Source organism: Arthrobacter sp. PsM3, assembly GCF_030433895.1.
Lineage (GTDB): Bacteria > Actinomycetota > Actinomycetes > Actinomycetales > Micrococcaceae > Arthrobacter.
In genome coordinates this window covers 79119-102012 of sequence record NZ_JARUXE010000002.1, presented here as the reverse complement: position 1 = coordinate 102012, position 22894 = coordinate 79119, and the positions used below count along the sequence as shown (strand labels likewise).

Genomic DNA, 22894 nt, shown 5'->3' with positions numbered 1-22894 from the left:
GCAGCCCGAATGATTACCCAATGTTTGGTCCCTCCGTTAGATTAGTCGAGTGACTACACCCAACGCTCCCGTCCGTAAGGCCGTCATTCCCGCAGCCGGCCTCGGAACCAGGTTCCTTCCGGCCACGAAGGCCATGCCCAAGGAAATGCTGCCAGTCGTTGACAAACCGGCCATCCAGTACGTCGTGGAGGAAGCCGTCAAAGTAGGGCTGAACGACATCCTGATGATCACCGGCCGCAGCAAGCGCGCGCTCGAGGACCACTTCGACCGCGTCCCCACGCTGGAAGCCACCCTTGCGGCCAAAGGCGACACTGACAAACTCAAGTCCATCCAGGACGCCAGCAATCTCGGTGACATCCACTATGTGCGCCAGGGCGACCCGATGGGCCTGGGCCACGCAGTCCTCCGCGCCAAGCAGCACGTCGGCTACGAGCCGTTTGCAGTGCTGCTAGGCGATGACCTGATCGACGCCCGCGACGAACTGCTGAGCACCATGATCGAGGTCCAGGCAAAGACCGGAGGATCGGTGATCGCCCTGATTGAGGTCGAACCCTCCGAGATCAGTGCCTACGGCTGCGCCGACATCGAAGCGATCGGCGGCGAAGAATACGTCCGCATCAAGCACCTGGTCGAGAAGCCGGACGTCAAAGATGCCCCGTCCAACCTCGCCATCATTGGCCGTTACGTCCTGCACCCGGCGGTCTTCGAGGTGCTGGAACGCACCGATCCCGGCCGGGGCGGCGAAATCCAGCTCACGGACGCGCTGCAGGAGCTCGCCTCCGGTGACGGTGAAGGCTTCGGCGTGTACGGCGTGGTCTTCCGCGGCCGCCGCTACGATACCGGCGACAAGCTCAGCTACCTGAAGGCCTGTGTTCAGCTCGCCTGCGACAGTGACGATCTCGGCCCCGGCCTGCGCGAATGGCTGCCGGGCTTCGCCTCGACCCTCGCTCCCAGCCCGACCAAGTAGTTCCGGTGGGGGGCAGCTACACCTGGCCGGTTACGCTGGAAAGCGGCGACGTCGTGCTGCGCCCGATCCGGTACCGGGACCGCAAGGAATGGTCCGGGGTCCGCTCCCGCAACCGGGAGTGGCTTGCCCCCTGGGAAGCGTCCAACCCCATCCCCGGGGGCGGCCTTCCCGACTACCGCCAGATGGTGCGTTCCCTCAAATCACAGGCCGCCCTGGCCACGGCCCTCCCGTTCGTGATCACCGAGCGGACGCCCGGCTCTCGGGAACCTGTGATTGTGGGACAACTGACGGTGTCCTCGATCGTGTGGGGATCAGCGATGATGGCCACTCTGGGTTACTGGGTGGACAAGGACCGTGCGGGCCGGGGAATTGCCCCGACTGCCGTGGCGTTGGCGACGGACTATTGCTTCGAGGTCCTGGGGCTGCACCGGATGGAGATCAACATCCGTCCCGAAAATGCGCCGAGCCTCCGGGTGGTCGAGAAACTGGGCTTCCGTGACGAGGGCTACAGGCCGCGGTTCCTGCACATCAACGGGGAATGGGCCGATCACCGGAGCTTTGCCCTGACCTCGGAGGAAGTTCCGGAAGGGCTGCTGGCACGCTGGCAACAAAGCCGCCCCGCGTAGCCGGCCAGCACCTTCCCGACCAGCCCTTTCGCCGTAAATCCAGTCAATTGCCAGTTCCCCCGCGACACACCGGGGACAATGCGGCCCCGTGCCGCGGATTGCTCATACGGTTTTGATGTGGACATCCCTCTAAGCAGCTCTGTGATCCTTGTCATTGCTGTTGCGCTCTGGATTGTGTGGGTTGCCCCCTACATCCTCCGGAACGGACAGCACCACCTGCAGCCCGCGGGCGAGCTCGTGGCGGACGTCATCGATCGAGAAACAGCAGCCCCGCAAGCCGGGACCGTCATGAAGATGGCGGCCCAGCAGGAGAAACCCATGACCAGTACCCAGCGCCCCGAGTCCGTCCCGGGAACCAGCGTGCTCGACGGCGGCCCCCAGCCTGGGGGCCCCGGCCCGGCTTTCAAGATCCGTTATGGCCGGTTGGCTCTCGCCCTGACGGGCTTGCTCTCGCTGCTCACGGGTGTTGTGTCGTCAGCCTTGCGGCTCTTCGGCCTCGGGTCAGTCTGGTTGCCCGTTGTCGCGTTGCTCGGCGCTGTGGCTGCCGTCTTTACGCTTCGCTGGCTCGCGGTCCGGGACCGACGCCGCAAAATGAACGCCGTGTTCCGCGAGGCCATGGGAGCGCCCACACATCCGGTCCGTCCCGCCCCGGAGCGCGCCCCGCAGCGTTATCCGGCGGAGGAGCCGCGCGAACGGCCCGAGAGCCCGCTCTTTGACGCCCAGGCCCACACCGCCGAACGCAAGCCCGCACCCAAGCCGCTGACCGCCCAGGAACTCCGCCAGGCGGCCCTGGCGGAAGCCGCTGCCTCCGGCGACACCTCCTTCCGCGGCGGCCCCCAGGCCTTCCGGAGCGCTGAAGAATCCAGCTGGGAGCCGGTGGACGTCCCCAAACCCACCTATGTGGAGGCACCGAAGGCCGAGCGGGCCGCACCCGAGCCGCTTGACCTGCCGGAAGCCCCGAAGGCCGTCGGCAAGCCGTCGCTCAAGCAGGGCCTTCCGCAGACGCCGGCCGGCAACTCCGGCCTGGACTCCGAATCGAAGCCCCTGGGCAAGGCGCAGAGTGCCCTGAGCAACCTGGACGACGTCCTGCAGCGGCGCCGGGCCTGAAAAACCAAGCATTTCAGAGCCCCGGGCAGCCAGCCATGGCAGCCCGGGGCTTTTTTGCGCCCTCCCGGCCAAATATCCGGCGGGTCCAAACGGCGGGGAATCAGGCGCGGGCCGGTAGCCTCAGGACATGACACGGATTTGCGTTGCCGGAGGAACCGGCCAGGTGGGCCGGGAAGTCGTGCGTCGGGCCATCGCGGCCGGCCACGGGGTCGCCGTGATCAGCCGGAACCCGCCTCCCGCCGGCTCACCGGTCCGGACCGACGGCGCGGAATACTTCGCCGCGGACGTCAGCACCGGCGAGGGGCTGGCAGCGGCACTCGTCGGGGCCGACGTCGTGATTGACTGCCTGGAGGGGAGGTCCGGAAAGGCCCTGAAAGAATTCGCCGACGGCGGCGCCCGGCTGCTTGCCGCCGCGCAGGATGCCGGCGTGGAGAGGGCCGCAGTCCTGTCCATCGTCAATTGCGACCGCAGCAGCTTCGGCTACTACGCCTCCAAGGCGGCAAAGGAACAGATCTACGAGCGGTCCGGACTGGAGACCGTCGCGCTGCGGGCAACGCAGTTCCACTCCCTCCTCGCGGCGATCTTCGCTGCCGGCTCGAAGCTGCGGATCATCCCGGTGATCAAGGGTGCCCGGTTCCAGCCGATTGCACCCGCCGACGTCGCGGCGGCCCTGCTGGAGGCGGCGCTTGAACCGGCCGGCCCGCGGCACGGCGTCCGGACCATCGGCGGCCCGGAGATCGAGGAGATGGGGGAGTTCGCCCGGCAATGGAAGGCCGCCACCGGCTCCCGCGGACGGATTGTCCGGTTCCCGCTGCCCGGCGCGATGGGCAAATACCTGCGCGCGGGGCTGAATTTGGTGCCGGAGGGACGCCACGCCGGTGAGACTTTTCGCGGCTGGCTGGCAATGAACGCGGATAGTTTGTAGCCTAGGGACACCGGCAACGCCGTTCCTTCTGGACCGGCGTTGCTTCGGGGCTATAGCTCAGTTGGTAGAGCGCTTCGTTCGCATCGAAGAGGTCAGGAGTTCGAATCTCCTTAGCTCCACCATTTGCAGGGGTTTTTGAACCTTTGCATCGTTGGAATAAACACTTTGATAACACTTTGGCTTTTAGCTCGATCCATTGTGGGCCGAAAATTTCTGTGTCATGCGCCCGGCGTAGCGAGGGCAGCGGCCGACGCTCCACTGGTTGTAGTCCGCCCGGGCGGTGATCCGGGCACCGTTGGATGCGCGATGCCGAACTGATCTCAAAGGCCGAGGGTCGCCGTTAGGAAGAATCCAGCCACTGACTGCGGGGGCAGGTCATGTGGCAGGGCAAAGAGGACGTCCCCGAGCGAAGGGATCAGAGCGGTCCCCTCAGTGTTGAACTGCCAGGCAGGGAACACCGTCTGCCCATTGGCCGGGTAGGAGTGCAGCAGCCCACTGGCTGCGACGCTCTGGATTGTCAGAAGTGGCAGGTGCAGGCGTTCCGCCACCGCGGCGGCGGTCAGCGAGGAGGCGTCCATCAGGGACCGCGCCGCGGCATTCGCTGCAATCGCTCGGGCTGTTTCCTGTTGGGTGGTCGTAATGCCGGCGTTCTCGTCCCAGAAGTCGTTCATGGCGAATCTGTCCGCATGTCGGCCCGGACCTCCTCGGTGGTGAGGACTGCGCCTTGCAATAAGTCCTTGAGCCCCTGCCCGATGTTCTTGACCAGCTCAGGACCGGAAACTACGGCGATGCTTTCCCTAGCGCGTCCAACTCCCTGGCACGGCGGCGAGGTTCCGGACGGTAGGCGTCAACGGAGTTCAGGATCTTGTCGATGGTCATGGGTCTCATGTGTGCGGAGCCTCGCGGTGCCTCTCCCGCCCAAAACCGGCCGAATCGGAGAAAATCGGGACCCACACAGGAACCAACCACGTGGTCACCACATTTTTCCGCGCCATTCGGCGACCTTCGCAGCCTGGTGGATGCCGGGAGGGACGGTCCAGATGCCTGCCGTGTCCGTACGTGCAAACGGCCAGATCGTTCCCGGTCACCGGCCCGTGCTGCAGCCGGTCCTTCAGGTCCTTGCCGTCCGCCAGTTCCATCGTGAGGATGGGCTGGGATTCGCCGAGGGTCCGGGTCTCCGCTCCGGCGTCGAAAAGGGTCATCAGGCCCGGATGGTTCAGCGTGGGCTCTTCGAGCGGGAAATCCACACCGACGATCTGGGTGACGAGGAGCTGCCGGGCGTTCTCGGCCGGCACTGCCTCGACGACGGCGCCGACGGTCAGGCCTTCCTGCTCGTCGTAGAAATCAGCTTCAACAACGGTGTACTTGCGGCCAACGGCCATGGGAACTCCTCGGGTAGTGGGTACCCCCCATATGTGCGGCCCGCAGAAATCCGCTCACTCGCCGGCCTCGCGTGAACGCGCGGTGAAGATTCGGGCAATAGACCCTCCATGTCCGACTATTGGTCGAGTCCGGCAGTCAGGCCTCTATACGTTGGATGCATGAAATCCCCCCTCACGCACCGCAGCGCCCTGACCGGCGGGCTGATCCTCGCCGTCTGTTCGGCGTTCCTCAGCCCCGGCCCCACCCAGGCCGACGACGGACAGAGGAGCGACAACGGCCCGGGCCAGCCCGTCCACCTCAACCTCGGAGCTACCGATCTGCCCGAAAACCGGACGGTGACAACACTGGCCCCGGGCGTCACACTGACAAAGATCAGCCGCGGCGGGGCGGACTCCGCACTCTTCTGGACCGCGGAAGTGGCCATTCCCTCCGATTCGCCGGATCCAGATGCGCCAGCCTCGGCGCTCTCCAGCCAAGCCAAGGCCCAGGCCACCGCCGACAAGCTCAAAGCCGCCGGCGTCGACGCCCGCGTCGAACACGTCCAGTCCCCACAGCTGGCTGATGCCGGCGGCGATCTGGGCTACCGGGTCCGGGCCGGCGACTTCACCGCGAAGGCCGCCGGGGACGCCACCGTCGCCAAGATCAAGGCGGCAGGGTTTGCCTCCTCGGTGATCTATACCGGCTGGGACGGCGACACGGACACCAGCACGAAGACCCGCGGACCGTGGAACCTTGAAGTCATCACGATCGACCCCAAGTCGTACAAGGGTGAGCTCGCCGCCTCGTTCGGCCCGGACCTGGAGAAACGGGAAACAACCAGCCAGCTGGCGGCCGATGCGCACGCCATCGCCGGGGTCAACGCCGGCTACTTCGTCTTTGACCCGAAGGCCGGCGCCGAAGGCGACCCTGCAGGTGTCGGTGTCTACGGCGGCAAGACCCTCAGCGAGCCTGTCGCGGACCGCCCCGCCCTCGTCATCGACGGGAAGAAGAACGCGACCAGCATCGAGCGCCTCACCTGGGCCGGGTCCCTTTCCTCCACCTCCGGTGAGACGGCCCTGGACGGCATTGACCGGGTCCCTGGCCTGATCCGCAACTGCGGCGGTGCACACGACCTGCCCACCCCGCTCGCGCTTCATGACGTCACCTGCACGAACGCCAATGAGATTGTCACCTTCACCCCGGACTTCGGACCGACCACTCCCGCCGGCCCCGGTCTTGAAGTCGCGGTGGACAGCCACGACACCGTCGCCGCCGTCTCCGAAACCCGCGGCGAGTCCGTTCCCGCCGGCGGCCACACCGTCCAGGCCATCGGCAACGATGTCGCCAAACTCCGTGCACTCGCCCCGGTGGGCGCCAAGCTCAAAATCGGCACCGGCCTCGCCGGCCAGGACGGGAAAACCGTCCACACGGACACGGCCACCAGCATCGTCAATGGCGGCCCAGTGCTCATCAAGAACGGGAAGGAAGACGTCACCGTAAAGCATGACGGCATGGTCCACCCCAACGACGGGAACAGCTTCTACTATGGCTGGGTCCACAAGCGGAACCCCCGCACCTTCGCCGGGACCGATGCCCAGGGGAACACCCTGCTGGTCACCGCCGACGGACGCTCAACTGCCTCGCTCGGGCTGAGCCTCAAGGAAGAAGCCGACGTCGCTTCGTCCCTGGGCATGGTCCAGGCCATGAACCTTGACGGCGGTGGCTCAACAACAGCCGTTGCCCGCGGAACCGTCCTCAACAGCCCCTCCGGTGGTGCGGAACGGGCCGTCGGGGACGCCCTCCTCGTGCTCCCCTCCCGCAAAGACGATCTGCTGCGGGACGCAACCAAGTAGAGCAAGCGTGCCGGCGACAACCGGCAGAGTCTCACGACAGGGCCTGGAACCATACAGGCCCTGTCGTGGGTCTTGAGGTTGGTGGAAATCCTGAGCGCCGGACACATACGATTCGAATCGCCCGCCTACTGGAACATCTCCGAAGCCGAAGCCGAAGCCGAAGCCGAAGCCGAAGCCGTAGCCGAGTCCGCCGTCGCCCAGACCATCGGCAGCCTGCGCCTGGCCGAGGATGAGCACAGGACCGCCGTCGCCGACGCCACCGAGTGGGGATGCAAGACCATCGCCGCATCCCACAGGGCCGACGAGTACCGCTCCGCCGGGAACGCCGCGGACGCCGACAAGTTCGACAACCTCGCCAAGGCCCAGTCCCAGATCCACGACGCGATGGCCGCCGTCACCGCCGGGGACCCTACCTCCTCTATCAGCTGGTTCGAGGAGAAGATCCGCCGCCAGGAGGCCACCGTCCGCGGCGAGCAGGAACTGGGCTCCTCCTCGCTGGAGTCCCAGTTCGCGTCCCTGGAAGACCTCGGTGAGCAGACCGAAGTGGAGGCCCGCCTCGCCGCGCTGAAGTCAGGGAGCCCGCAGACGTCACTCGACGCCTGAGAATGATCACAAAATGCCCCGGCGCCAGCAATGGTCCGGGGCATTTTGTGGTCAGGATGGGTATCCGTTGAGGGCTATTTGTTCGTCGAGGTGCATGCCCACGCTGATCCAGAACGCGAATTCGGATTCCCACGCAAACGCCGCCGGCTCGGCTGAACATGCGGACCAGGCGAAATATCCCAGCCGGCAGGACGCCGAACTAGCCAGGGCCGCCCTCGGCAACCTGCTGTTCATCAGCCCGCCCCGGTGGTTCATGACCGGGAAGTACCGTAACGACCTGTTGATGCGAACCGACCCCTTTTGAGAGGCTCCACCATGAGCGCCACCCGCACCCGAGGCATCCTCACGGCCGCCGCAGCCATCGTCCTGGCCGCGTCCGCTATCGGCGGCACAGTGGCCGCCCAGGCCGCCGGCAACAACGACCAGCAGGGCGGCGCCGGGTCCGGCGCCCACGCCGAAACGGACACTGCCCTGGCCGACGCGTTCAACAGTGTTGACCGGAACACGAAGTGGCAGCAGACCTCGAAGCTGAAGCTGAACTTCCCGACGTACCACACCGAGGGCATCGCCTACAGCCAGGACCACATCTTCCTCTCGGCCGTGCAGATCACCGAGCCGACCGTGAAGTTCCCGACCCCGCAGGGCGGCTTCGACCGCACCCCGGGCAAGGGCGTCGGCCACCTCTTCGTCATGGACAAGGCCGGGAACCTGCAGAAGGACATCATCCTGGGCGAAGGCGACATGTATCACCCGGGCGGGATTGACTTCGACGGCACCAACGTCTGGGTGCCCGTGGCCCAGTACCGACCCGACAGCAGCGCCATCATCTACCGCGTCGACGCGAACTCCCTGGATGTGCACAAGCAGTTCGAGGTCAAAGACCACTTCGGCGGCATCGTGATGGACAAGCAGACCGGCCACCTGGTCGGCAACACCTGGGGTTCGCGCCGCTTCGCCGAATGGGACCTGCAGGGCAAACAGCTATCAACCTGGGAGAACCCGAACTACTTCATCGACTACCAGGACTGCCAGTACGTGCCCAACTCCAAGATGCTCTGCGACGGGATCACCAACCTCCCGCAGACCCCGGCAGCCGGAGGCACCGCTGCCACCTACGAACTCGGCGGTATGGCGATGATCGACCTCAAGACCCACGGCGTCATCCGCGACGTTCCCTTCCAGCAGTGGTCCACCGCCGGGCACGTCGCCACCCGCAACCCGTTCAAGATGACCGCCGACGGGAACCACCTGACCATGAAGGTCGCCCCGGACAACGGCGACGAAGGCAACGGCACCGAAATCCTCACCTACGAAGCCGCCGTCACCGCCGCCAAGTAACCCGCGCCGGGTCTCGGACTGCGGTGGCTGACGGGCCACAAGCGCAGCCCAGGGACGCTGGCCGCCCGCTATAGCCACCCCTGAACAGGAACGATTGGACATTCCATGATTCACTCAGCACAACGATTCACCCGGCAGCGGATCGCCGCCGCTACCGGCGCAGTAGCATTGGGGGCCTCGGCGCTCACCGCTGGCCTGGTTGGCGTGGGCGCAGGCCCCGCCACCGCAGGCGAAAACCACGGTGGCACCGCGACCCCGATCCAACACGTGGTCGTGATCTTCCAGGAGAACGTCTCCTTCGACCACTACTTCGCCACCTACCCCAAGGCCGCCAACACCCCCGGGGAAACCCAGCAGGGCACCGGCACCCCGGCGGCAGCCTTCACCGCCGCGAAAAACACGCCCAAGGACATCAACACCCTGGCCACCGCCGGACTGCTGGCACCGAACAACCCCAACGCCGCCCAGCCGGCCCGGCTCTCACCGATGCAGGCTGTCACCTGCGATCAGGACCACAACTACACCGCCGAGCAGAAGGCCTACAACGGCGGGGCGATGGACAAGTTTGTCCAGTTCACCAGCCGCGATTCCTGCGGCACGAACCAGTACGGGCGCGCCGGGCTGACCATGGACTACTACGACGGCAACACCGTTACCGGGATCTGGAACTACGCCCAGAACTACTCGATGAGCGATAACCACTTCAGCACCGCCTTCGGCCCCTCCACCCCCGGCGCCCTGAATCTCGTCTCGGGCCAGACCCACGGCGCCACCGAATACACCGCCGCCGGGCAGCCCGTGGCCACTCCGGCAGCAGGAAGCAGCGTTGTCCGCCAGCCCGATGCCAACGGCGTCGGGACCGTCATCAACGACCCGGACCCGGTCCACGACGACTGCTCGAACAACAGCCACGCCAAGACAAACAACCTGGCCGGCATGGCCGGGAAGAACATCGGCGACCTGCTCAACGCCAAAGGCACCTCCTGGGGCTGGTTCCAGGGCGGCTTCACCCCCACGAGCGCCGCGACTGAGACCACCCCGGCTTCGTGCCTGTCCAGCCACACGAATGCGGCCGGCGGGAGCGTCGTGGACTACTCCCCGCACCACCAGCCGTTCCAGTATTACGCCTCCACCGCCAACCCGCATCACGCGGCTCCGGCGTCCGACGCGGAAATCGGCCACAACGGCCAGGCGAACCACCAGTACGACCTCAGCTCGTTCAACAAGGTCGTCAACACGGACAACATGCCGGCGGTGTCCTTCCTGAAGGCGGGCATGTCCCAGGACGGACACGCAGGCTACTCTGATCCGGTCGATGAGCAGAAGTTCATCACCAACACCGTGAACGAGATCCAGAAGTCCAAGAACTGGGAAAACACCGCTGTGGTCCTCGCCTACGATGATTCGGACGGCTGGTACGACCACGCCGCCGCCAAGGTGAAGAACTCCTCCAACACCACCGACGACGCCGCGTGGTGCCAAAACGCCGCAGCCGGCGGAGTGCCGATGGCCGGCGGTTACGCTGACCGCTGCGGACCCGGCCCGCGCCAGCCGCTGGTGGTCATCTCCCCCTACGCGAAGAAAAATTCCGTGGACCACACCCAAACGGACCAGGCATCGATCCTGCGGTTCATCGAGGACAACTGGCACACCGGCCAGATCGGAGACGCCTCCGCAGACGCCACCGCCGGCTCAGTGAACGGGATGTTCAACTTCGACAAGTTGCGCACCGACAAGGTCCTGCTCAATGAACAAACCGGCGCCGTCGAATCCATCACCAAAGGCAAAGACGACAAATCCGACAATCAGGACGGCAAGGACTTCGGGAATTAAAACCCAGGGACTCCGGACCTGATCGTCAGCGCTGCATCACCACAAAACGCCACCGGGCTAACCGCCGGGTGGCGTTTGGCATCCGATTCATAGGAGCAGGACGGGACGCTCAGGCCGCGGCGGCCAGGTGCGCGATCGGGCTTGAGCGATCCCGTGACGGGTGAGCCCACCGTCCAGGAACACCTCGGAGGTCACCAAGGAGGCGGTGCCTTCGCCGGCCTTGAGTTCCGGGCCCTGTTCGGCGGCACGAGTACGCGTCCAGGCCGGGCGGCTCAAACTGCGTCTCACCCCCTGTTGGCGTCTCGTCTTTGCATTCTCGTCGGCGGCTTTCTTCTTGGCCCGGTCGTCGGCAGCCAGTCTCTCGAAGACAGCCTGCAGGGCAATTTTGGCTTTGCGTGGCGTGCTGCCGGTCGCAAAACGTTGCGGGCGACGGAGTCCGTCCAACGTCCTGTAACGCCCTGTCGTCCTGTAGAGGTTCTTTGCCAGTTTCGCTGGCTCTGACATCCCGTCCCACGAGCCGGGGCTTATCTTGTGGTTGGCCATTATGCTGCGCTCGGCAAAACGCGTTGTACCTCAAGCCAGTCGGCGAGGTCTTCCGCGCCGTAAACCACGGCGCCGCCGAGCAAGCGATGGAAGATGGGCCCCTGACGTTTGGTGGCCCAGTTGGCAAGCGTCCCGGGGGACCGACGCAGGTAGAGCGCGGCTTCAACCCGCGTCAAGAATTCCGCCGGCATCCTGTGGATCGTTTTGATATTGCGTTCAGTATTCATGCATTCCTCTATTCGCCGTTTTCCCCGACGGGTGTCACTTTTTGCATGAGATGGAGTGCACCAGCGTCAATCTCGGTTCGCCTCGAAGAGGTCCGGAGTTCGAATCTCCTTAGCTCCACCATTTGCAGGGGATTTTGAACCGCTGGCTGCATGGCTAGGCACATTGATAACACTTTGGCCCGGAAACTGTCCCAGCTATGATCTGCGCATGGTGACGGTCAGCAGACTGCCGCCGCGTTGCTGATTCATCCATGGGGGACACCGTGAAGACTCTGCCTGCCGCTGTTCGAACCACTTTGAGTGCTGCCGCCCTGGCCGGGCTCATGGCCGCCACGGCGTGCGGCACTCCGGCGCCATCAAGTGGCCAGGCAGGACCGGGCACGCAGTCGGGTGCCTTGCCATCTGCAACCGGTTCCGCATCCGGTTCCGCAGTACCGGCGACCACCGTGCCCGTGCCGGCGCCCGCGCCCACGGCTCCTGCTGCGGCGCCCCCGGCGATGCGGATCTACACGTTCCCGGACGGCCACATCTCCTTTTCCTACCCGGCCGGGTGGAGCATCAAGACCAAGCCGGGCCCGGCACTTAGTCAGGAGGCGCAGAGGAACTCCTTCGACGCGGTCATCACGGATCAGTCCGGCCAGGAGGTGGCCAGCGTCCTCAGTGGCACGTACGGTGATGGCGCTGCCGGACCGGCGAAGCGGACGGTCTTGGATCACGCACCGGTGCCCGCAATCAACGACAAGCGGGGGGAGGCTACGGAATTCGGCTTTGCCTATGACGAGTACCCCGGGACCACGGGCCCCGCCCACTACTTCATGGACGTCCGGCGGGCCTCCGAGTTCCTGGCCCCGGTCGATTCCTCGGGGTCCAATCAGGTGTGGCTCCCCAACGGGATCCTGACCGCCAGTGTCATCTTCGGCGATTCACCCACCCGGCAGGCTTTCACTTCGCCCGGCGCAGCGAAGGCCTGGATGGGCACCGAACAGTACGCCCGGCTGAAGGCTCTGCTGCTCAGTCTGAAGTACAGCTAGGGAATGGGGATTGCTGGGGTCCGTGACGGCGACCGGGAGTCGGGATGTATCGTTGACTATCGTTGTATATCGTTCGCGGTCCACAGAGGAGAGCATGATGCGTAATTCACACCCGGCAGGCGGCTTTCGCGGCAACAATGTCGACGGCATGTGGCAGGCCGTTGAGGAGCTGCGTTCAAGGTTTGAGAAGCGCTCGGGCACCAGGGCCGGTCGAGGCGAGGTGCGATCGGCGGTGCTGGCCCTGCTCGCGGAGCGGCCGATGCACGGCTATCAGATCATCCGTGAAATCGAGGAGCGCAGCGGTGGCAGCTGGAAGCCCAGCGCCGGCTCTGTCTACCCAACGCTGCAGCTCCTGGCCGATGAGGGGTTCATCAGCGCCGAGGAATCCAACGGCCGCAAGATCTACTCACTGACTGAAGCGGGCCGGGAGGATGTAGCCGGTACCGATGAGTCTGCGCCATGGCAGTCAACGGGCCCGGCGTCGGGCACCGGGTTCGCGGCGCTGCCCAAAGCGGGCGTCGAGCTCGCGCAGGCCGCATCCCAGGTGGGTCGCACCGGCTCGCGGGAGCAGGTGCAGGAGGCCGTGACGGTGCTCAACGACGCACGTCGTCGGCTGTACTCGATCCTCGCCCAGGACTGACGGGGGTGGCGTCGGTTCGTCGGGACCGGGCAGACCCGGTACCCGGCGCCGGGAACACCCGTGCCCGTTACCGCCGCATCCTGCGCTTCGCCGCCTGGCATCTCGCAGTGACCTGGTGGTTTGAGCTGTTCCTGCCCCGGATCGGGCTGGTCAGGGTCGCGGAGCGCACCCGGGCGAAGAGGATGCTTCGCTTCGCGCAGCGCTTTCATGCGCTCGCAGTGGACCTTGGCGGCCTGATGATCAAAGTCGGTCAGTTCCTGTCCTCCAGGCTCGACGTGCTTCCGCCCGAGATCACCAAGGAACTTGAGGGACTGCAGGACGAGGTGCCCCCGGTGCCGTTCTCCGCGATCCGCAGCCTTGCCGAGGCGGAGCTGGGTGCGCCGCTGGAGAAGTTGTTCGCCTCGGTCGAGGAGACGCCGATCGCAGCAGCGTCCCTCGGGCAGGCGCACCGGGCGAGGCTTCTCCCGGGCGATGCCGCCGACACCGGCCTCGACAATGTGGTGCTGAAGGTCCAGCGACCGGGCATCGACGCCATTGTCGACGTCGACCTGGCGGCCCTGCGCAAAGTGGGCGGCTGGCTCAGCCACGTGCGCCTGGTCTCCGACCGCGCCGACATGCCCGCACTGGTCGAGGAGTTTGCGCAGACCAGTCTTGAGGAGATCGACTACCTGCATGAGGCGGAGAATTCGGTGCGGTTCGCTGATGATTTCGCCGACGACGACCGGGTGGGTGTGCCCGACGTCGTCTGGGAGCGGACCACCCGGCGCGTGCTTACCCTCGAAGACGTCACGGCGATCAAGATCACGGACGCGGAGGCGCTTCGCGCGGCGGGCATCGATCCGGCCCAGGTTGCCCCGGTTTTCGCGTCGGTCATGTTCGACCAGATGTTCACGAACGGCTTTTTTCACGCCGACCCGCACCCGGGCAATATCTTTGTCACTCCGGCTGCTGTCGCGTCCACAGAGCGCCCCTGGAAGCTGACGTTCATCGACTTCGGCATGATGGGCGAGGTCCCGGCGAGCACGCGCAGCGGCCTGCGGAAACTGCTCATTGCCGCCGCCGCGCGGGACGGCAAGGGGCTGATGACCGCGATCAGCGACGTGGGTGTGCTGGTGCCCTCGGCCGACACGGTCGAGCTTGAGCGGGCAATGACGCACCTCTTCGCCCGGTTCGGCGGAATGGGCTTCGCGGATCTGCGCGAGGTGGACCCGCGGGAGTTCCGTGATTTTGCGGTGGAATTCGGTGACGTGGTTCGCTCGTTGCCGTTCCAGTTGCCGGAGAACTTCCTGCTCATCATCCGGGCGATGTCACTGACATCGGGTGTCAGCAGCTCGCTGGACGCCCGGTTCAATCTGTGGGACTCGGTCGAACCCTATGCGGCGCAGCTGCTGCGCGACGAGCGTGGCAACATCGTGCAGGACCTGGCTCAACAGGCGTTCGATGCCGCAGGGCTGGCCCTGGGCCTGCCGAAACGTCTGGAAGGGCTCCTCACCCGCATCGAGGACGGTTCATTGTCCGTTGCCAGTCCGCGCCTCGAGCGGCAGGTGGCACGGCTCGACCGCACGGCACAGCGATCGGCATCGGCGCTGGTTTTCGGCGCCCTGCTCATCGCAGGTTCTGTGGTCCGGGCCGACGACTTGGTTCTCGGCAGTGTGCTGATGATCGCGTCGGTGGTTCCCCTGCTGCATGGGCTGTGGGCGGGCCGCAGCGGCCTCTGAGCGCATAGGTTCTGTCCAGTCACGTTCAGGGCCGGGCCGTCCGTATCCACCGGACCCCCTCGTTCCGATCGCCCACTATGTTGGACACATACAGTTACGAATCGGACGAGGCCGTGGCGGCCCGTGACCCTTAACGCCCAACGAGGGCACAGACCGCTACGTTCCAGTTCACCAAAAAGACGCAGGAGCCCCATTAAAGGATCGTCCGTCGTGGCCCGGACGGCGTGGGCCGGCGCCGCAGCCGCGGGAATCGTCCTGCTCTGCCTGGGGCTGGGCCAAACGCTCTACTTCGGGACAGTCACCAACGCCATTGAACGGGACCGGCTGGGCAGCACACTCATCCTGGCCGGAGCCATTCTTGGCCTGGGTGCCGCCGGCTGGTCGCGGTACCGGGGCGATCCGTTGTGGGTCACCGTTATGGTCGCGGCTCCGGGCGTGGTCATCGGCGGGCTCAATCTTGTAGCCGGCGGAAGCTTGCTGCCGCACTTCGGGGCGCTGTCCGCCGTCCCACTGGGACTGGCCGGGACCATCGCCGGCGTTACGGTCCGGGTGCGCCGCATCCGTTTCTGAGCACGCGCGAGATCGCACCCGGGCCACATCCTCCTGTGGGCGAGTTCCCCTCGCCGCCATGCAACCTAGCGCAGCCCGATATCCTGTCCAGTGAGACGAGGAGAATCATGACCACCCTGAAAGAACGCCTGCACGCCGACGTCGTCGGCCACATGAAGGACCGCAACAAGGTTGCACTCACTACGGTTCGCAACGTCCTGGGCGAAATCGAGACCCGCGAGAAGTCCGGCAAGACCCCGATCGTGCTGGACGACGCCCAGGTGACGTCGCTGCTGCAGAAGGAAGCCGCCAAACGCCGCGACACCGCCCGCATCTACACCGAGGCGGGGGAGTCCGAGCGGGCCGCGGCGGAAATCGCCGAAGCCGAAATCATCGAAGCGTACCTGCCGAAGGCACTCACCGCCGCCGAGGTGGAGGCGATCGTCGACGAGGTGATCGGTGGCCTCACGGCCGATGGCACCGAGCTGACCATGCGCCAGCTGGGCGCGGTGATGAAGCCGGTGACCGCGAAGGTCGCCGGACGCTTCGACGGCAAGGCCGTCAGCGAGATCGTGCGCAGCCGCATCCCGCAGTGACACAGCCTGTCCCGCCCGGGAATCCGCAGCCCGGGCAGGACGGCTGATTCCTGCCGGCAGTCGCCTGTATCCTGAGAAGGTGCGTCGAATGGCAGTATCCGCCATTATCAAGCGCGGTTCGTGACCGGACGGCTGTCCGAAACCCCGGACCGTTTCCCCCGGCGTCGCGGAATCCCGCCGCAAACGTCAGTCTCCGATCCGCCCTCGGACTCTGGGATTGGAACCCTTATCGCAACCGCAGTACCGGACAGCCCCCTGGCAGTCCCGACGCCCGCCCCCGCGTCCCCGCACGCCGCCGCAACGGATGAGCCTGCCGTCGTGACATGGGCCGAGGCCGGCCACAGCCGGACGGCCCAATGGCGGTCCGCGAACGGAAGGCCCGCACCCGCCCGCGTTGAAGTTGTCACCGACTCCCTCACCGCCGATGAGGCGAACCGGATGGCGTCCCAGGGCATCGCAATGCTCTGGCAGGGCGACTTCCACAACGCCCGGCAGATCCTCAACGCCTTGGACCGGCGGGTGGGCACCGGGAAGAAAAAAGCCGCCGACACCCCGGCCGACGAGTTCTACCGGCACCGGCAGTCCCGCTCGCACCGCGCACGCATTCTCGGCCTGCTGCTGATCCCGCTTGACCCCGGCCCGGTGGTGCCGCTGCGGCGCTCCCCGGATATCCAGGAGGCCGCCGGGGAAGCGTACGGCGACATCAGCGAGCCCTCGGTGGTGTCCCTCCACGAACTGGTCGGGGCAATCGGCGCACACGAGTGGCGGCGCAACGGCGTCTACGTCGATGCCCTGCAGGAACGCATCCATCCGCACTACGGCACGTTCTTCCCGACCCGCAGCGAGTATGTCGGTCTGCTGGCCGCCGCTCCGCTGCCGTCTGACGTGCTGGCGTTCGACGTCGGCACCGGCACCGGGGTGCTCGCTGCCGTCCTCGCCCGCCGCGGCGTGCACCGCGTGGTGGCGACGGACAATGAACCCCGCGCGGTTGCCTGCGCCGTCGAGAACTTCCTTAATCTAGGGGTCCAGGACCGTGCGGAGGCAGTCCTGACCGACATGTTCCCGGCCGGCCGTGCGCCGCTCATCGTGTGCAACCCGCCGTGGATCCCGGCCACCCCGCATTCTTCCTTGGACAATGCCGTCTACGACCCCGGCAGCCGGATGCTGTTCCGTTTCCTGAACGAGCTTTCCGACCATCTGGAGCCTGGCGGTGAGGGCTGGCTCATCCTCTCGGACCTGGCCGAACACCTGGGCCTGCGCTCCCGCGACCAGCTGGTTGGCGCCATCGAGGCGGCCGGGCTGAAGGTGCTGGACCGGTTAGACACCAAGCCAACCCACCCCAAGGCATCCGACCGCAACGATCCTCTGTTCGCGGCCCGGGCGGCCGAGGTCACCTCGCTGTGGCGGCTCGCGACCCGCTAGTCCCACGCTCCGCCGCCCATGCCGTTCTGACCCCACATCGAAAGAGAAATACCCATGAGCCTGATCCGGCTGCAAGACGTCAGCGTGCGCTTCGACAACACCCAGATTCTCCGGGAGGCATTCTTCCGCCTCGAGACCGGCGACCGGGTGGGCCTGATCGGCAAGAACGGCTCCGGCAAGACGACCATCCTCAAACTGGTCCTAGACCAGGTGACCCCCGACACCGGCACCGTCACCCTGGAACTGGGCACGAAGGTGGGCTACTTCTCCCAGTTCTCAGAACTCAACGGGGAAGCCACAATTCTTGACGTGCTCGACGCCCTGTTCACCGGGATCAAGGCGATTGAGGCCGAACTGGCTGACATTGACACTGCCATCGCCGCTGACCCGGCGGCAGCCGAACTCGACCGCCTGATCGGCCGCCAGGCCGAATTGTTCGAGGAAGTGGACCGGCTCGACGGCTGGGACTACCCGCGCCGCATCGACACCGTCCTCACCACACTGGGCTTCGACGAGGCCCACCGCAACTGCGCGATCGACGAGCTGTCCGGCGGCTGGCGCAACCGTGCGGCCCTGGCCAAGATCCTGCTCGAAGGCCCCGATGTGCTGCTGCTGGATGAGCCCACCAACTTTCTGGACGTGGCCGGCGTCGAATGGCTCGAAAGCTGGTTCCGGGACTTCAAGGGCGCCGCGATCATCGTCTCGCACGACCGGAAATTCCTCGACGCCGTCGTCACCCGGATCATCGAGGTGGAAAATTACCACCTGCACGAATACCCGGGCAGCTTCGGCGAATACGTCGTGCAGAAACAGTTCCGGCTCAAGACCCTGGAGCAGCAGTTCGTGCACGAATCGGAGCTCCTGGCCTTTGAAGCCGAAGGGATCGCCGACCGCCGCGAGGCAGCCAAGGCGGCCGGCGGCGGGCTGGGGAACCAGCTGGCCAAGATCAAGAAGTCCCGCACACCGCGGCCCGTCGACCAGATCGTCACCGAGATCTATGGCGGCCTGCACGTCAAGGATGTCCTCTGCCGGGTGGAGGGACTGGGCAAGTCCTACGGCGAGAAGCTGCTCTTCGACGACTTGTCCTTCGAGATCCGCCGGGGCAACCGGATTGTGGTCCTTGGCTCCAACGGCAGCGGCAAGTCCACTCTCCTGAAGGTCCTGACCGGCGAAGAGCAAGCCGACGCCGGTGAGGTGGCCTGGGCCAAGGGGCCCGGCTTCGTTTCCTACAACCAGATGCTGGAGGACCTCGACGACGCCGACACGGTGTCCCACGCGGTCAACGCGCTCCCGGACAGCCTGGCGTTCAGCGCCACGAAGAAGTCCGTCAACCGGTTCCTCGCGATGTTCCAGTTCTCCGAGGCGGACCTCAAACAGAAAATCGGGAACCTCTCCGGCGGGCAAAAGGCCCGGGTGGCCATGGCACAGTGCCTGCTCTCCGGCGCCTCGGTGCTGCTGCTGGACGAACCGACCAACCACCTGGACATGTCCAGCACCCAGGTCATGGAACGGGCACTGGTGCATTTCCCCGGGGCCGTCGTGGTGGTCAGCCACGACCGGTTCTTCAGCGAGAAAATCGCCAACCGCCACCTGGTGTTCGGCGCTGACGGTGCGGCACCGGGCGAGATCGACGTCCGCGCCGCGTAGGGGCGATCAGCCCGCGGACTGCGGGCAACCGGAACCCTGCGGACCGCCGTCGCCGCGGGATAATGGGAGCATGACCAAAAAGGATCAGGACCGCGACCCGTGGGACGAGTTCGACAGCCTCAAGCCGGCCGGGCCCGACCGCGTGGGCGGATACCCCGGGGGTGAACCCGTAGGCTTCGGCTTCCGCACGGGCGTCCGCAGCGCGAAGGTGGCCATCGGCTTCGCCGTCTACGCCCTGGCCCTGGGAACCATCCTGGTGGTGATCGGTGCGGTGGTCTTCATTGGCCAAAGCCAGTGGCTGCTGCTCGGGCTCATGGTGCTGATCGAGGCCGTCTTCGTCCTGGCGTTCAGCCGGCTGCTCGCGCAGGCACGGCAGCGCCGCTGACGATCCCTGTGCAGACAGTCCCGACGTGGCCGACGGCTACTTCCGGCTCCGGGAGGTCAGGGCAAGGTAGGCCCCGAGGGCGCCGACCCCGCCGACGCCCGCGGCGAAAAGGGTCTTCGGCCAGTTCCGCCAGCGGTCGGGCTGGACCGACACCAGGTCCCCGACGGCATTGATCAGGGCGGCGGTGATGAGTCCGGCGACGATCCGGTTCCCGGTCTTGTCCGCCTTGTCCATCAGCCGGTCCAGCTCATCGACCCGGAAATGGATGTCGATGCCACCGCGCTCCAGGACATCCACCATCCGGCGGATGATCTCCGGCGCGTCCGTCCCGAGGCGCAGGGCTTCCCGGCCGAGCTTCTTGAGCCGGTCCGCGAGTGCCTCGGGCGAGAGCGAGCCGAGCAGGATCTTCTGCGTGAAGGGGCCCAGCTGGGTGGTCAGCTCGAATCCGGGATCCAGCTGTTTGCCCAGGCCGTCCGCCATCACCAGCATCTTCAGCATGAGGGCTATGTCCCGCGGCAGCCGCAGCTTGTGGGCGCGCAGCAGGGCCGCCAGTTCCGTCAGCACCGCCACAATCGGAACCTCCGCGAGCGGCCGGCCGGCGTAGCGGTCCACGAGCCGGCCCAGGGCCGATTGCAGCTCGCCAAATCCGCCGTCCGACTGTGCCCCGCACAGGCGGACCAAGGCCGTGGTCAGCCGAGCGGAGTCCTGCTCCACCACAGCGAGCAGCATCCGGACGAGCTGGCCGCGCGTGGAGTCGCTGACGTGGCCGACCATGCCGAAGTCGATGATGCCGAGGCGCCCGTCGTCCTCCACGAAGAAGTTGCCCGGATGCGGGTCGGCGTGGAAGAAACCGTCCTCGAACACCATCTTGAGCAGGACGCTGCAGGCCGTCCGGGCCAGCTCCCCGGCATCAATCCCGGCGTCCCGCAGCGCGGCGGCGTCGTTGACTTTGATGCCACGGATGCGTTCCAGCGTGAGGACCCGTGAGGTGCTCGTGGCCCAGAAGACCCGGGGGATGTGGACGCGGAGGTCGCCCGCGAAGTTCGCGGCGAACTGCTCTGCGTTCCGGGCTTCCTGCACGTAGTCCAGCTCCGCGCGCAGGGTCTGGGAGAACTCGTCCACGAGGGCTGCCAGATGCAGGCCGGCGGCCCTGGCGGAGGCCCGCTCCGCCCGTTTCGCCAGTTCGGCCATGATCTCCAGATCCTCATTGATCTGGGACACGACGCCGGGGCGCCGGACTTTGACCACGACGTCGACGGGCTGGCCGCCGCCGGCGGCGTCACCGGAGAGGCCCGGTTCGGCGTCCTGCGCTTCCACAATGATCCGGCCGCAGTGGACCTGGCCGATCGATCCGGTGGCGAGGGGCGAGTCGTCCAGTGACTCGAGCAGCAGTTCCGCCGCGGTACCGAGCTCTTCGGCGATCACGGCGCGGACTTCGGCGGCAGCAATGGGAGGGGAATCGTCCTGGAGCCTTGCGAGTTCGGTGGCGTATTCCGGCGGCAGCACATCGGTGCGCGTGGACACGATCTGGCCGAACTTGATGTACACCGCGCCGAGGTCCTCCAGGGCGAGCCGGAGCCGTACCGGCATGCTCACGCCCCGGGGCGGAAGCCGGTGCTGCCGCAGGGTTGCGTCGGCAGGGCGGAGCCGGTCCAGCCCAAGACTTCCCAGCGCGAAGCCCAGCCCATGCCTCGTCAGGGTCTCCACGATGTCCCGGAACCGGTCCCGCCGCGCGCTCATGACGCCAGACTACACGGCGGTGTTGCGGCCCTGCCTGCCGCGGGGCCGGGCGCCGGAGACGCCCGCTAGAGCCAGCCTTTCTTCTTGAAGATGGTGTACATCAGCGTGGCGGTGGCGGCCATCAGCCCGATTGCCATCGGATAGCCGTAGGTCCATTGCAGTTCGGGCATCCGCTCAAAGTTCATCCCGTAAATGCCGGCGACGAATGACGGCGCGAAGAAAATGGCCGCCCAGGAAGAGATCTTCTTGACCTGCTCGTTCTGCTCGGCGCTGGCCTCGTTCTGGCGGTTGGCCGTCAGCGTCCCGTCGAGGGTCAGGGCGTTCTGCAGGAGGTCCCGGAAGGAGTCAGCGCGGGAGATCAGCCGCTCCACATGGTCCTCGACGTCGCGGAGGCTGTGCTGCAGTTCGGTGTCGACGTGGTACTTTTCGAAGCCGCGCCGGAGCTGTTGCATCATCGCCGGGAGCGGATGAATGGCGCGCTGGAAATGGATGACCTCGCGGGCGAGTTCGTAGATGCGCCGGGACACGAGGGGGTCGCCGCTGAAGAGCTGGTCCTCGATCTCGTCAATATCATTTTCCAGCCCGGCCACTACGGGACCGTAGTCATCCACCACCTGGTCCATGAGCGCGTACAGGACGGCTTCGGGGCCGTGGCACAGCAGGTCCGGGCGCCGCTCCAGCCGGCGCCGGACCTGGCGCACCACCCCCGTCTCGGCGTGGCGGACGGTGACCACAAAGTTCCGGCCGGTGAAGACGTGCAGTTCGCCGAACTCCACCGTCTCGGTTTCATCCAGGTACCGTGCGGGCCGGAGCACGGTGAACAGGTTGTCGTCGTAGCGTTCCAGCTTGGGGCGCTGATGCGCGGAAATCGCATCCTCCACCGCCAGCCCGTGCAGGTTGAATTCGGCCGCCACGGCAGCCATCTCGTCCGACGTCGGCCGGTACAGGCCAATCCAGGCCATGCCCCCGTGCTCGGTGAGGGTCTCAAAGGTCTGCTCGAGGTTCCGCGGCTCGGCACTGCGGATGCCGTCAACGTAGACGGCGTTGTCGATGATAGTCACCGGGACATTATCCAGTGTTTACCTGGGGTTCGTCGGAACCGGACCGGCGCGACGCGGCCCGGCCGGGAACGAGGGAGCTGCCCTGGGCCAGCCGGCTGATCAGCGGTTCGGTGCGGTACGGGATGTGCGTGTGCAGGGCGAGGACCGTCTCGGTCCGGATGACGCCCTTGATCCGGAGGATCGAACGCAAGGCGGCCTGCAGGTTGTGCGTGTCGGTGGCCACCACGCGGCACCACACATCGCCGCGTCCGGAGATCTCGTGGACTTCCAGGACCTGTGCAATCAGGCGCAAGGCGCCCACCACGCCGTCGAGTTCCCGGTGGTTGACCTCGATCGTGACGAAGGCGACGACGTCATAACCCACCGCTTCAAGATCGATCTCGCGGCCTCCGTCGTGCAGCAGGCCCGAACGCTGCATGCGGCGCACACGGGACTGCGCGGTGTTGCGGGCGATGCCCAGTGTTTCGCTGAGTTCGCCGATCTGGATCCGCGGATCCCGGATCAGTTCGAGCAGGATCTTCAGGTCGGTGGGGTCCAGGCTGTTCAAATCATCACTCCGGTTCATTCAGTCAACAGCTCATTGACTGTTTTGATCAATTTTCGCATGGAGTTCAGCCCGTGGGGTCAGTAATGCCGCATTCTTTAGGTATCCAATATTTCGCGGGCCGGCGGTTCCCCCACCACAGGGAACACGCGGCCCGCTTCCACGCAAGGGCACGGA

23 protein-coding genes and 1 tRNA gene are annotated in these 22894 nt (G+C 66.1%); 18 read left to right on the top strand and 6 right to left on the bottom strand.

The window, feature by feature from the left end; translation table 11 throughout:
• The first annotated feature begins 49 nt into the window (after nucleotides 1-49).
• The 5 genes from galU (at nucleotide 50) to QCD75_RS01385 (ending at nucleotide 3747) form a co-directional block, all read left to right on the top strand.
• On the top strand, nucleotides 50-967 hold the full coding sequence (galU, locus tag QCD75_RS01405) for a UTP--glucose-1-phosphate uridylyltransferase GalU (protein ID WP_301224953.1): 918 nt from the start codon (nucleotides 50-52) through the stop codon (nucleotides 965-967).
• A 5-nt stretch (nucleotides 968-972) separates the two neighbouring features.
• Nucleotides 973-1593, top strand: a complete 621-nt coding sequence (locus QCD75_RS01400; protein ID WP_301224951.1) for a GNAT family N-acetyltransferase — start codon at nucleotides 973-975, stop codon at nucleotides 1591-1593.
• Between the two features lie 117 nt (nucleotides 1594-1710).
• A complete protein-coding gene (locus tag QCD75_RS01395) occupies nucleotides 1711-2700 on the top strand; it encodes a hypothetical protein (RefSeq protein ID WP_301224949.1) in 990 nt (329 codons plus the stop codon).
• Nucleotides 2701-2827: 127 nt separating this feature from the next.
• Nucleotides 2828-3625 (top strand): SDR family oxidoreductase, encoded by a 798-nt coding sequence (locus QCD75_RS01390; protein ID WP_301224947.1) that lies wholly within the window; start codon nucleotides 2828-2830, stop codon nucleotides 3623-3625.
• Between the two features lie 46 nt (nucleotides 3626-3671).
• A tRNA-Ala gene (locus QCD75_RS01385) sits at nucleotides 3672-3747 on the top strand.
• 198 nt (nucleotides 3748-3945) lie between these two features.
• Here the strand turns inward: QCD75_RS01385 and QCD75_RS01380 are convergent.
• Complete coding sequence (locus QCD75_RS01380) at nucleotides 3946-4296, bottom strand: hypothetical protein (RefSeq protein WP_301224945.1); 351 nt, start codon at nucleotides 4294-4296, stop codon at nucleotides 3946-3948.
• A gap of 213 nt (nucleotides 4297-4509) precedes the next feature.
• A complete protein-coding gene (locus QCD75_RS01375; protein ID WP_301224944.1) occupies nucleotides 4510-5007 on the bottom strand; it encodes a hypothetical protein in 498 nt (165 codons plus the stop codon).
• A 159-nt stretch (nucleotides 5008-5166) separates the two neighbouring features.
• On the opposite strand from QCD75_RS01375, the gene QCD75_RS01370 reads away from it, so the two are divergent.
• The 5 genes from QCD75_RS01370 to QCD75_RS01350 all read left to right on the top strand — a co-directional run bounded on the left by QCD75_RS01370 (nucleotide 5167) and on the right by QCD75_RS01350 (nucleotide 10614).
• On the top strand, nucleotides 5167-6840 hold the full coding sequence (locus QCD75_RS01370; RefSeq protein WP_301224943.1) for a phosphodiester glycosidase family protein: 1674 nt from the start codon (nucleotides 5167-5169) through the stop codon (nucleotides 6838-6840).
• A gap of 135 nt (nucleotides 6841-6975) precedes the next feature.
• Nucleotides 6976-7443 (top strand): PspA/IM30 family protein, encoded by a 468-nt coding sequence (locus QCD75_RS01365; protein WP_301225105.1) that lies wholly within the window; start codon nucleotides 6976-6978, stop codon nucleotides 7441-7443.
• Nucleotides 7444-7537: 94 nt separating this feature from the next.
• Nucleotides 7538-7747 (top strand): hypothetical protein, encoded by a 210-nt coding sequence (locus QCD75_RS01360; protein WP_301224942.1) that lies wholly within the window; start codon nucleotides 7538-7540, stop codon nucleotides 7745-7747.
• Between the two features lie 11 nt (nucleotides 7748-7758).
• Nucleotides 7759-8781, top strand: coding sequence for a DUF6454 family protein (locus QCD75_RS01355; protein WP_301224940.1), 1023 nt, complete (start codon nucleotides 7759-7761; stop codon nucleotides 8779-8781).
• A gap of 105 nt (nucleotides 8782-8886) precedes the next feature.
• The gene (locus QCD75_RS01350) at nucleotides 8887-10614 is read left to right on the top strand and encodes a phospholipase C (RefSeq protein ID WP_301224938.1); all 1728 of its coding nucleotides are present in this window, start codon (nucleotides 8887-8889) and stop codon (nucleotides 10612-10614) included.
• A gap of 542 nt (nucleotides 10615-11156) precedes the next feature.
• On the opposite strand, the gene QCD75_RS01345 is transcribed toward QCD75_RS01350, so the two are convergent.
• Nucleotides 11157-11384 carry a helix-turn-helix domain-containing protein gene (locus QCD75_RS01345; RefSeq protein ID WP_301224936.1) on the bottom strand — a complete coding sequence of 76 codons (228 nt, stop codon included), beginning with the start codon at nucleotides 11382-11384 and terminating at the stop codon, nucleotides 11157-11159.
• Nucleotides 11385-11779: 395 nt separating this feature from the next.
• Here QCD75_RS01345 and QCD75_RS01340 point away from each other — a divergent pair, with 395 nt between their 5' ends.
• From QCD75_RS01340 to QCD75_RS01305, 8 genes are all read left to right on the top strand, one after another.
• Nucleotides 11780-12415: a hypothetical protein gene (locus tag QCD75_RS01340; protein ID WP_301224934.1), complete on the top strand. Its 636-nt coding sequence runs from the start codon at nucleotides 11780-11782 to the stop codon at nucleotides 12413-12415.
• Nucleotides 12416-12512: 97 nt separating this feature from the next.
• A complete protein-coding gene (locus QCD75_RS01335; RefSeq protein ID WP_301225103.1) occupies nucleotides 12513-13055 on the top strand; it encodes a PadR family transcriptional regulator in 543 nt (180 codons plus the stop codon).
• Nucleotides 13056-13060: 5 nt separating this feature from the next.
• On the top strand, nucleotides 13061-14773 hold the full coding sequence (locus QCD75_RS01330) for an ABC1 kinase family protein (RefSeq protein ID WP_301224932.1): 1713 nt from the start codon (nucleotides 13061-13063) through the stop codon (nucleotides 14771-14773).
• A 210-nt stretch (nucleotides 14774-14983) separates the two neighbouring features.
• Complete coding sequence (locus QCD75_RS01325; RefSeq protein WP_301224930.1) at nucleotides 14984-15343, top strand: hypothetical protein; 360 nt, start codon at nucleotides 14984-14986, stop codon at nucleotides 15341-15343.
• 107 nt (nucleotides 15344-15450) lie between these two features.
• A complete protein-coding gene (locus tag QCD75_RS01320; protein WP_301224928.1) occupies nucleotides 15451-15918 on the top strand; it encodes a GatB/YqeY domain-containing protein in 468 nt (155 codons plus the stop codon).
• Between the two features lie 318 nt (nucleotides 15919-16236).
• Nucleotides 16237-17340, top strand: a complete 1104-nt coding sequence (locus QCD75_RS01315) for a N5-glutamine methyltransferase family protein (RefSeq protein WP_301224926.1) — start codon at nucleotides 16237-16239, stop codon at nucleotides 17338-17340.
• 54 nt (nucleotides 17341-17394) lie between these two features.
• Nucleotides 17395-18987 carry an ABC-F family ATP-binding cassette domain-containing protein gene (locus tag QCD75_RS01310; RefSeq protein ID WP_301224924.1) on the top strand — a complete coding sequence of 531 codons (1593 nt, stop codon included), beginning with the start codon at nucleotides 17395-17397 and terminating at the stop codon, nucleotides 18985-18987.
• 70 nt (nucleotides 18988-19057) lie between these two features.
• The gene (locus QCD75_RS01305; RefSeq protein WP_301224922.1) at nucleotides 19058-19372 is read left to right on the top strand and encodes a hypothetical protein; all 315 of its coding nucleotides are present in this window, start codon (nucleotides 19058-19060) and stop codon (nucleotides 19370-19372) included.
• Nucleotides 19373-19408: 36 nt separating this feature from the next.
• Here the strand turns inward: QCD75_RS01305 and QCD75_RS01300 are convergent, their stop codons facing one another.
• From QCD75_RS01300 to QCD75_RS01290, 3 genes are all read right to left on the bottom strand, one after another.
• Nucleotides 19409-21112 carry an ABC1 kinase family protein gene (locus tag QCD75_RS01300; protein ID WP_301224920.1) on the bottom strand — a complete coding sequence of 568 codons (1704 nt, stop codon included), beginning with the start codon at nucleotides 21110-21112 and terminating at the stop codon, nucleotides 19409-19411.
• Between the two features lie 65 nt (nucleotides 21113-21177).
• Nucleotides 21178-22173 carry a magnesium/cobalt transporter CorA gene (gene corA / locus QCD75_RS01295; protein WP_226762043.1) on the bottom strand — a complete coding sequence of 332 codons (996 nt, stop codon included), beginning with the start codon at nucleotides 22171-22173 and terminating at the stop codon, nucleotides 21178-21180.
• Between the two features lie 7 nt (nucleotides 22174-22180).
• Nucleotides 22181-22738, bottom strand: coding sequence for an Lrp/AsnC family transcriptional regulator (locus QCD75_RS01290; protein ID WP_301224917.1), 558 nt, complete (start codon nucleotides 22736-22738; stop codon nucleotides 22181-22183).
• Between the last annotated feature and the right edge of the window lie 156 nt (nucleotides 22739-22894).

What these genes read in the sequence shown, in the direction of transcription:
- QCD75_RS01380 (WP_301224945.1), bottom strand. Translation starts at nt 4,296, where the DNA reads ATGAACGACTTCTGGGACGAGAACGCCGGCATTACGACCACCCAACAG.
- QCD75_RS01310 (WP_301224924.1), top strand. Translation starts at nt 17,395, where the DNA reads ATGAGCCTGATCCGGCTGCAAGACGTCAGCGTGCGCTTCGACAACACC.
- QCD75_RS01350 (WP_301224938.1), top strand. Translation starts at nt 8,887, where the DNA reads ATGATTCACTCAGCACAACGATTCACCCGGCAGCGGATCGCCGCCGCT.
- QCD75_RS01335 (WP_301225103.1), top strand. Translation starts at nt 12,513, where the DNA reads ATGCGTAATTCACACCCGGCAGGCGGCTTTCGCGGCAACAATGTCGAC.
- QCD75_RS01290 (WP_301224917.1), bottom strand. Translation starts at nt 22,738, where the DNA reads ATGAACCGGAGTGATGATTTGAACAGCCTGGACCCCACCGACCTGAAG.
- QCD75_RS01355 (WP_301224940.1), top strand. Translation starts at nt 7,759, where the DNA reads ATGAGCGCCACCCGCACCCGAGGCATCCTCACGGCCGCCGCAGCCATC.
- QCD75_RS01360 (WP_301224942.1), top strand. Translation starts at nt 7,538, where the DNA reads ATGCCCACGCTGATCCAGAACGCGAATTCGGATTCCCACGCAAACGCC.
- QCD75_RS01300 (WP_301224920.1), bottom strand. Translation starts at nt 21,112, where the DNA reads ATGAGCGCGCGGCGGGACCGGTTCCGGGACATCGTGGAGACCCTGACG.
- QCD75_RS01370 (WP_301224943.1), top strand. Translation starts at nt 5,167, where the DNA reads ATGAAATCCCCCCTCACGCACCGCAGCGCCCTGACCGGCGGGCTGATC.
- QCD75_RS01375 (WP_301224944.1), bottom strand. Translation starts at nt 5,007, where the DNA reads ATGGCCGTTGGCCGCAAGTACACCGTTGTTGAAGCTGATTTCTACGAC.
- QCD75_RS01390 (WP_301224947.1), top strand. Translation starts at nt 2,828, where the DNA reads ATGACACGGATTTGCGTTGCCGGAGGAACCGGCCAGGTGGGCCGGGAA.
- QCD75_RS01320 (WP_301224928.1), top strand. Translation starts at nt 15,451, where the DNA reads ATGACCACCCTGAAAGAACGCCTGCACGCCGACGTCGTCGGCCACATG.
- QCD75_RS01305 (WP_301224922.1), top strand. Translation starts at nt 19,058, where the DNA reads ATGACCAAAAAGGATCAGGACCGCGACCCGTGGGACGAGTTCGACAGC.
- QCD75_RS01345 (WP_301224936.1), bottom strand. Translation starts at nt 11,384, where the DNA reads ATGAATACTGAACGCAATATCAAAACGATCCACAGGATGCCGGCGGAA.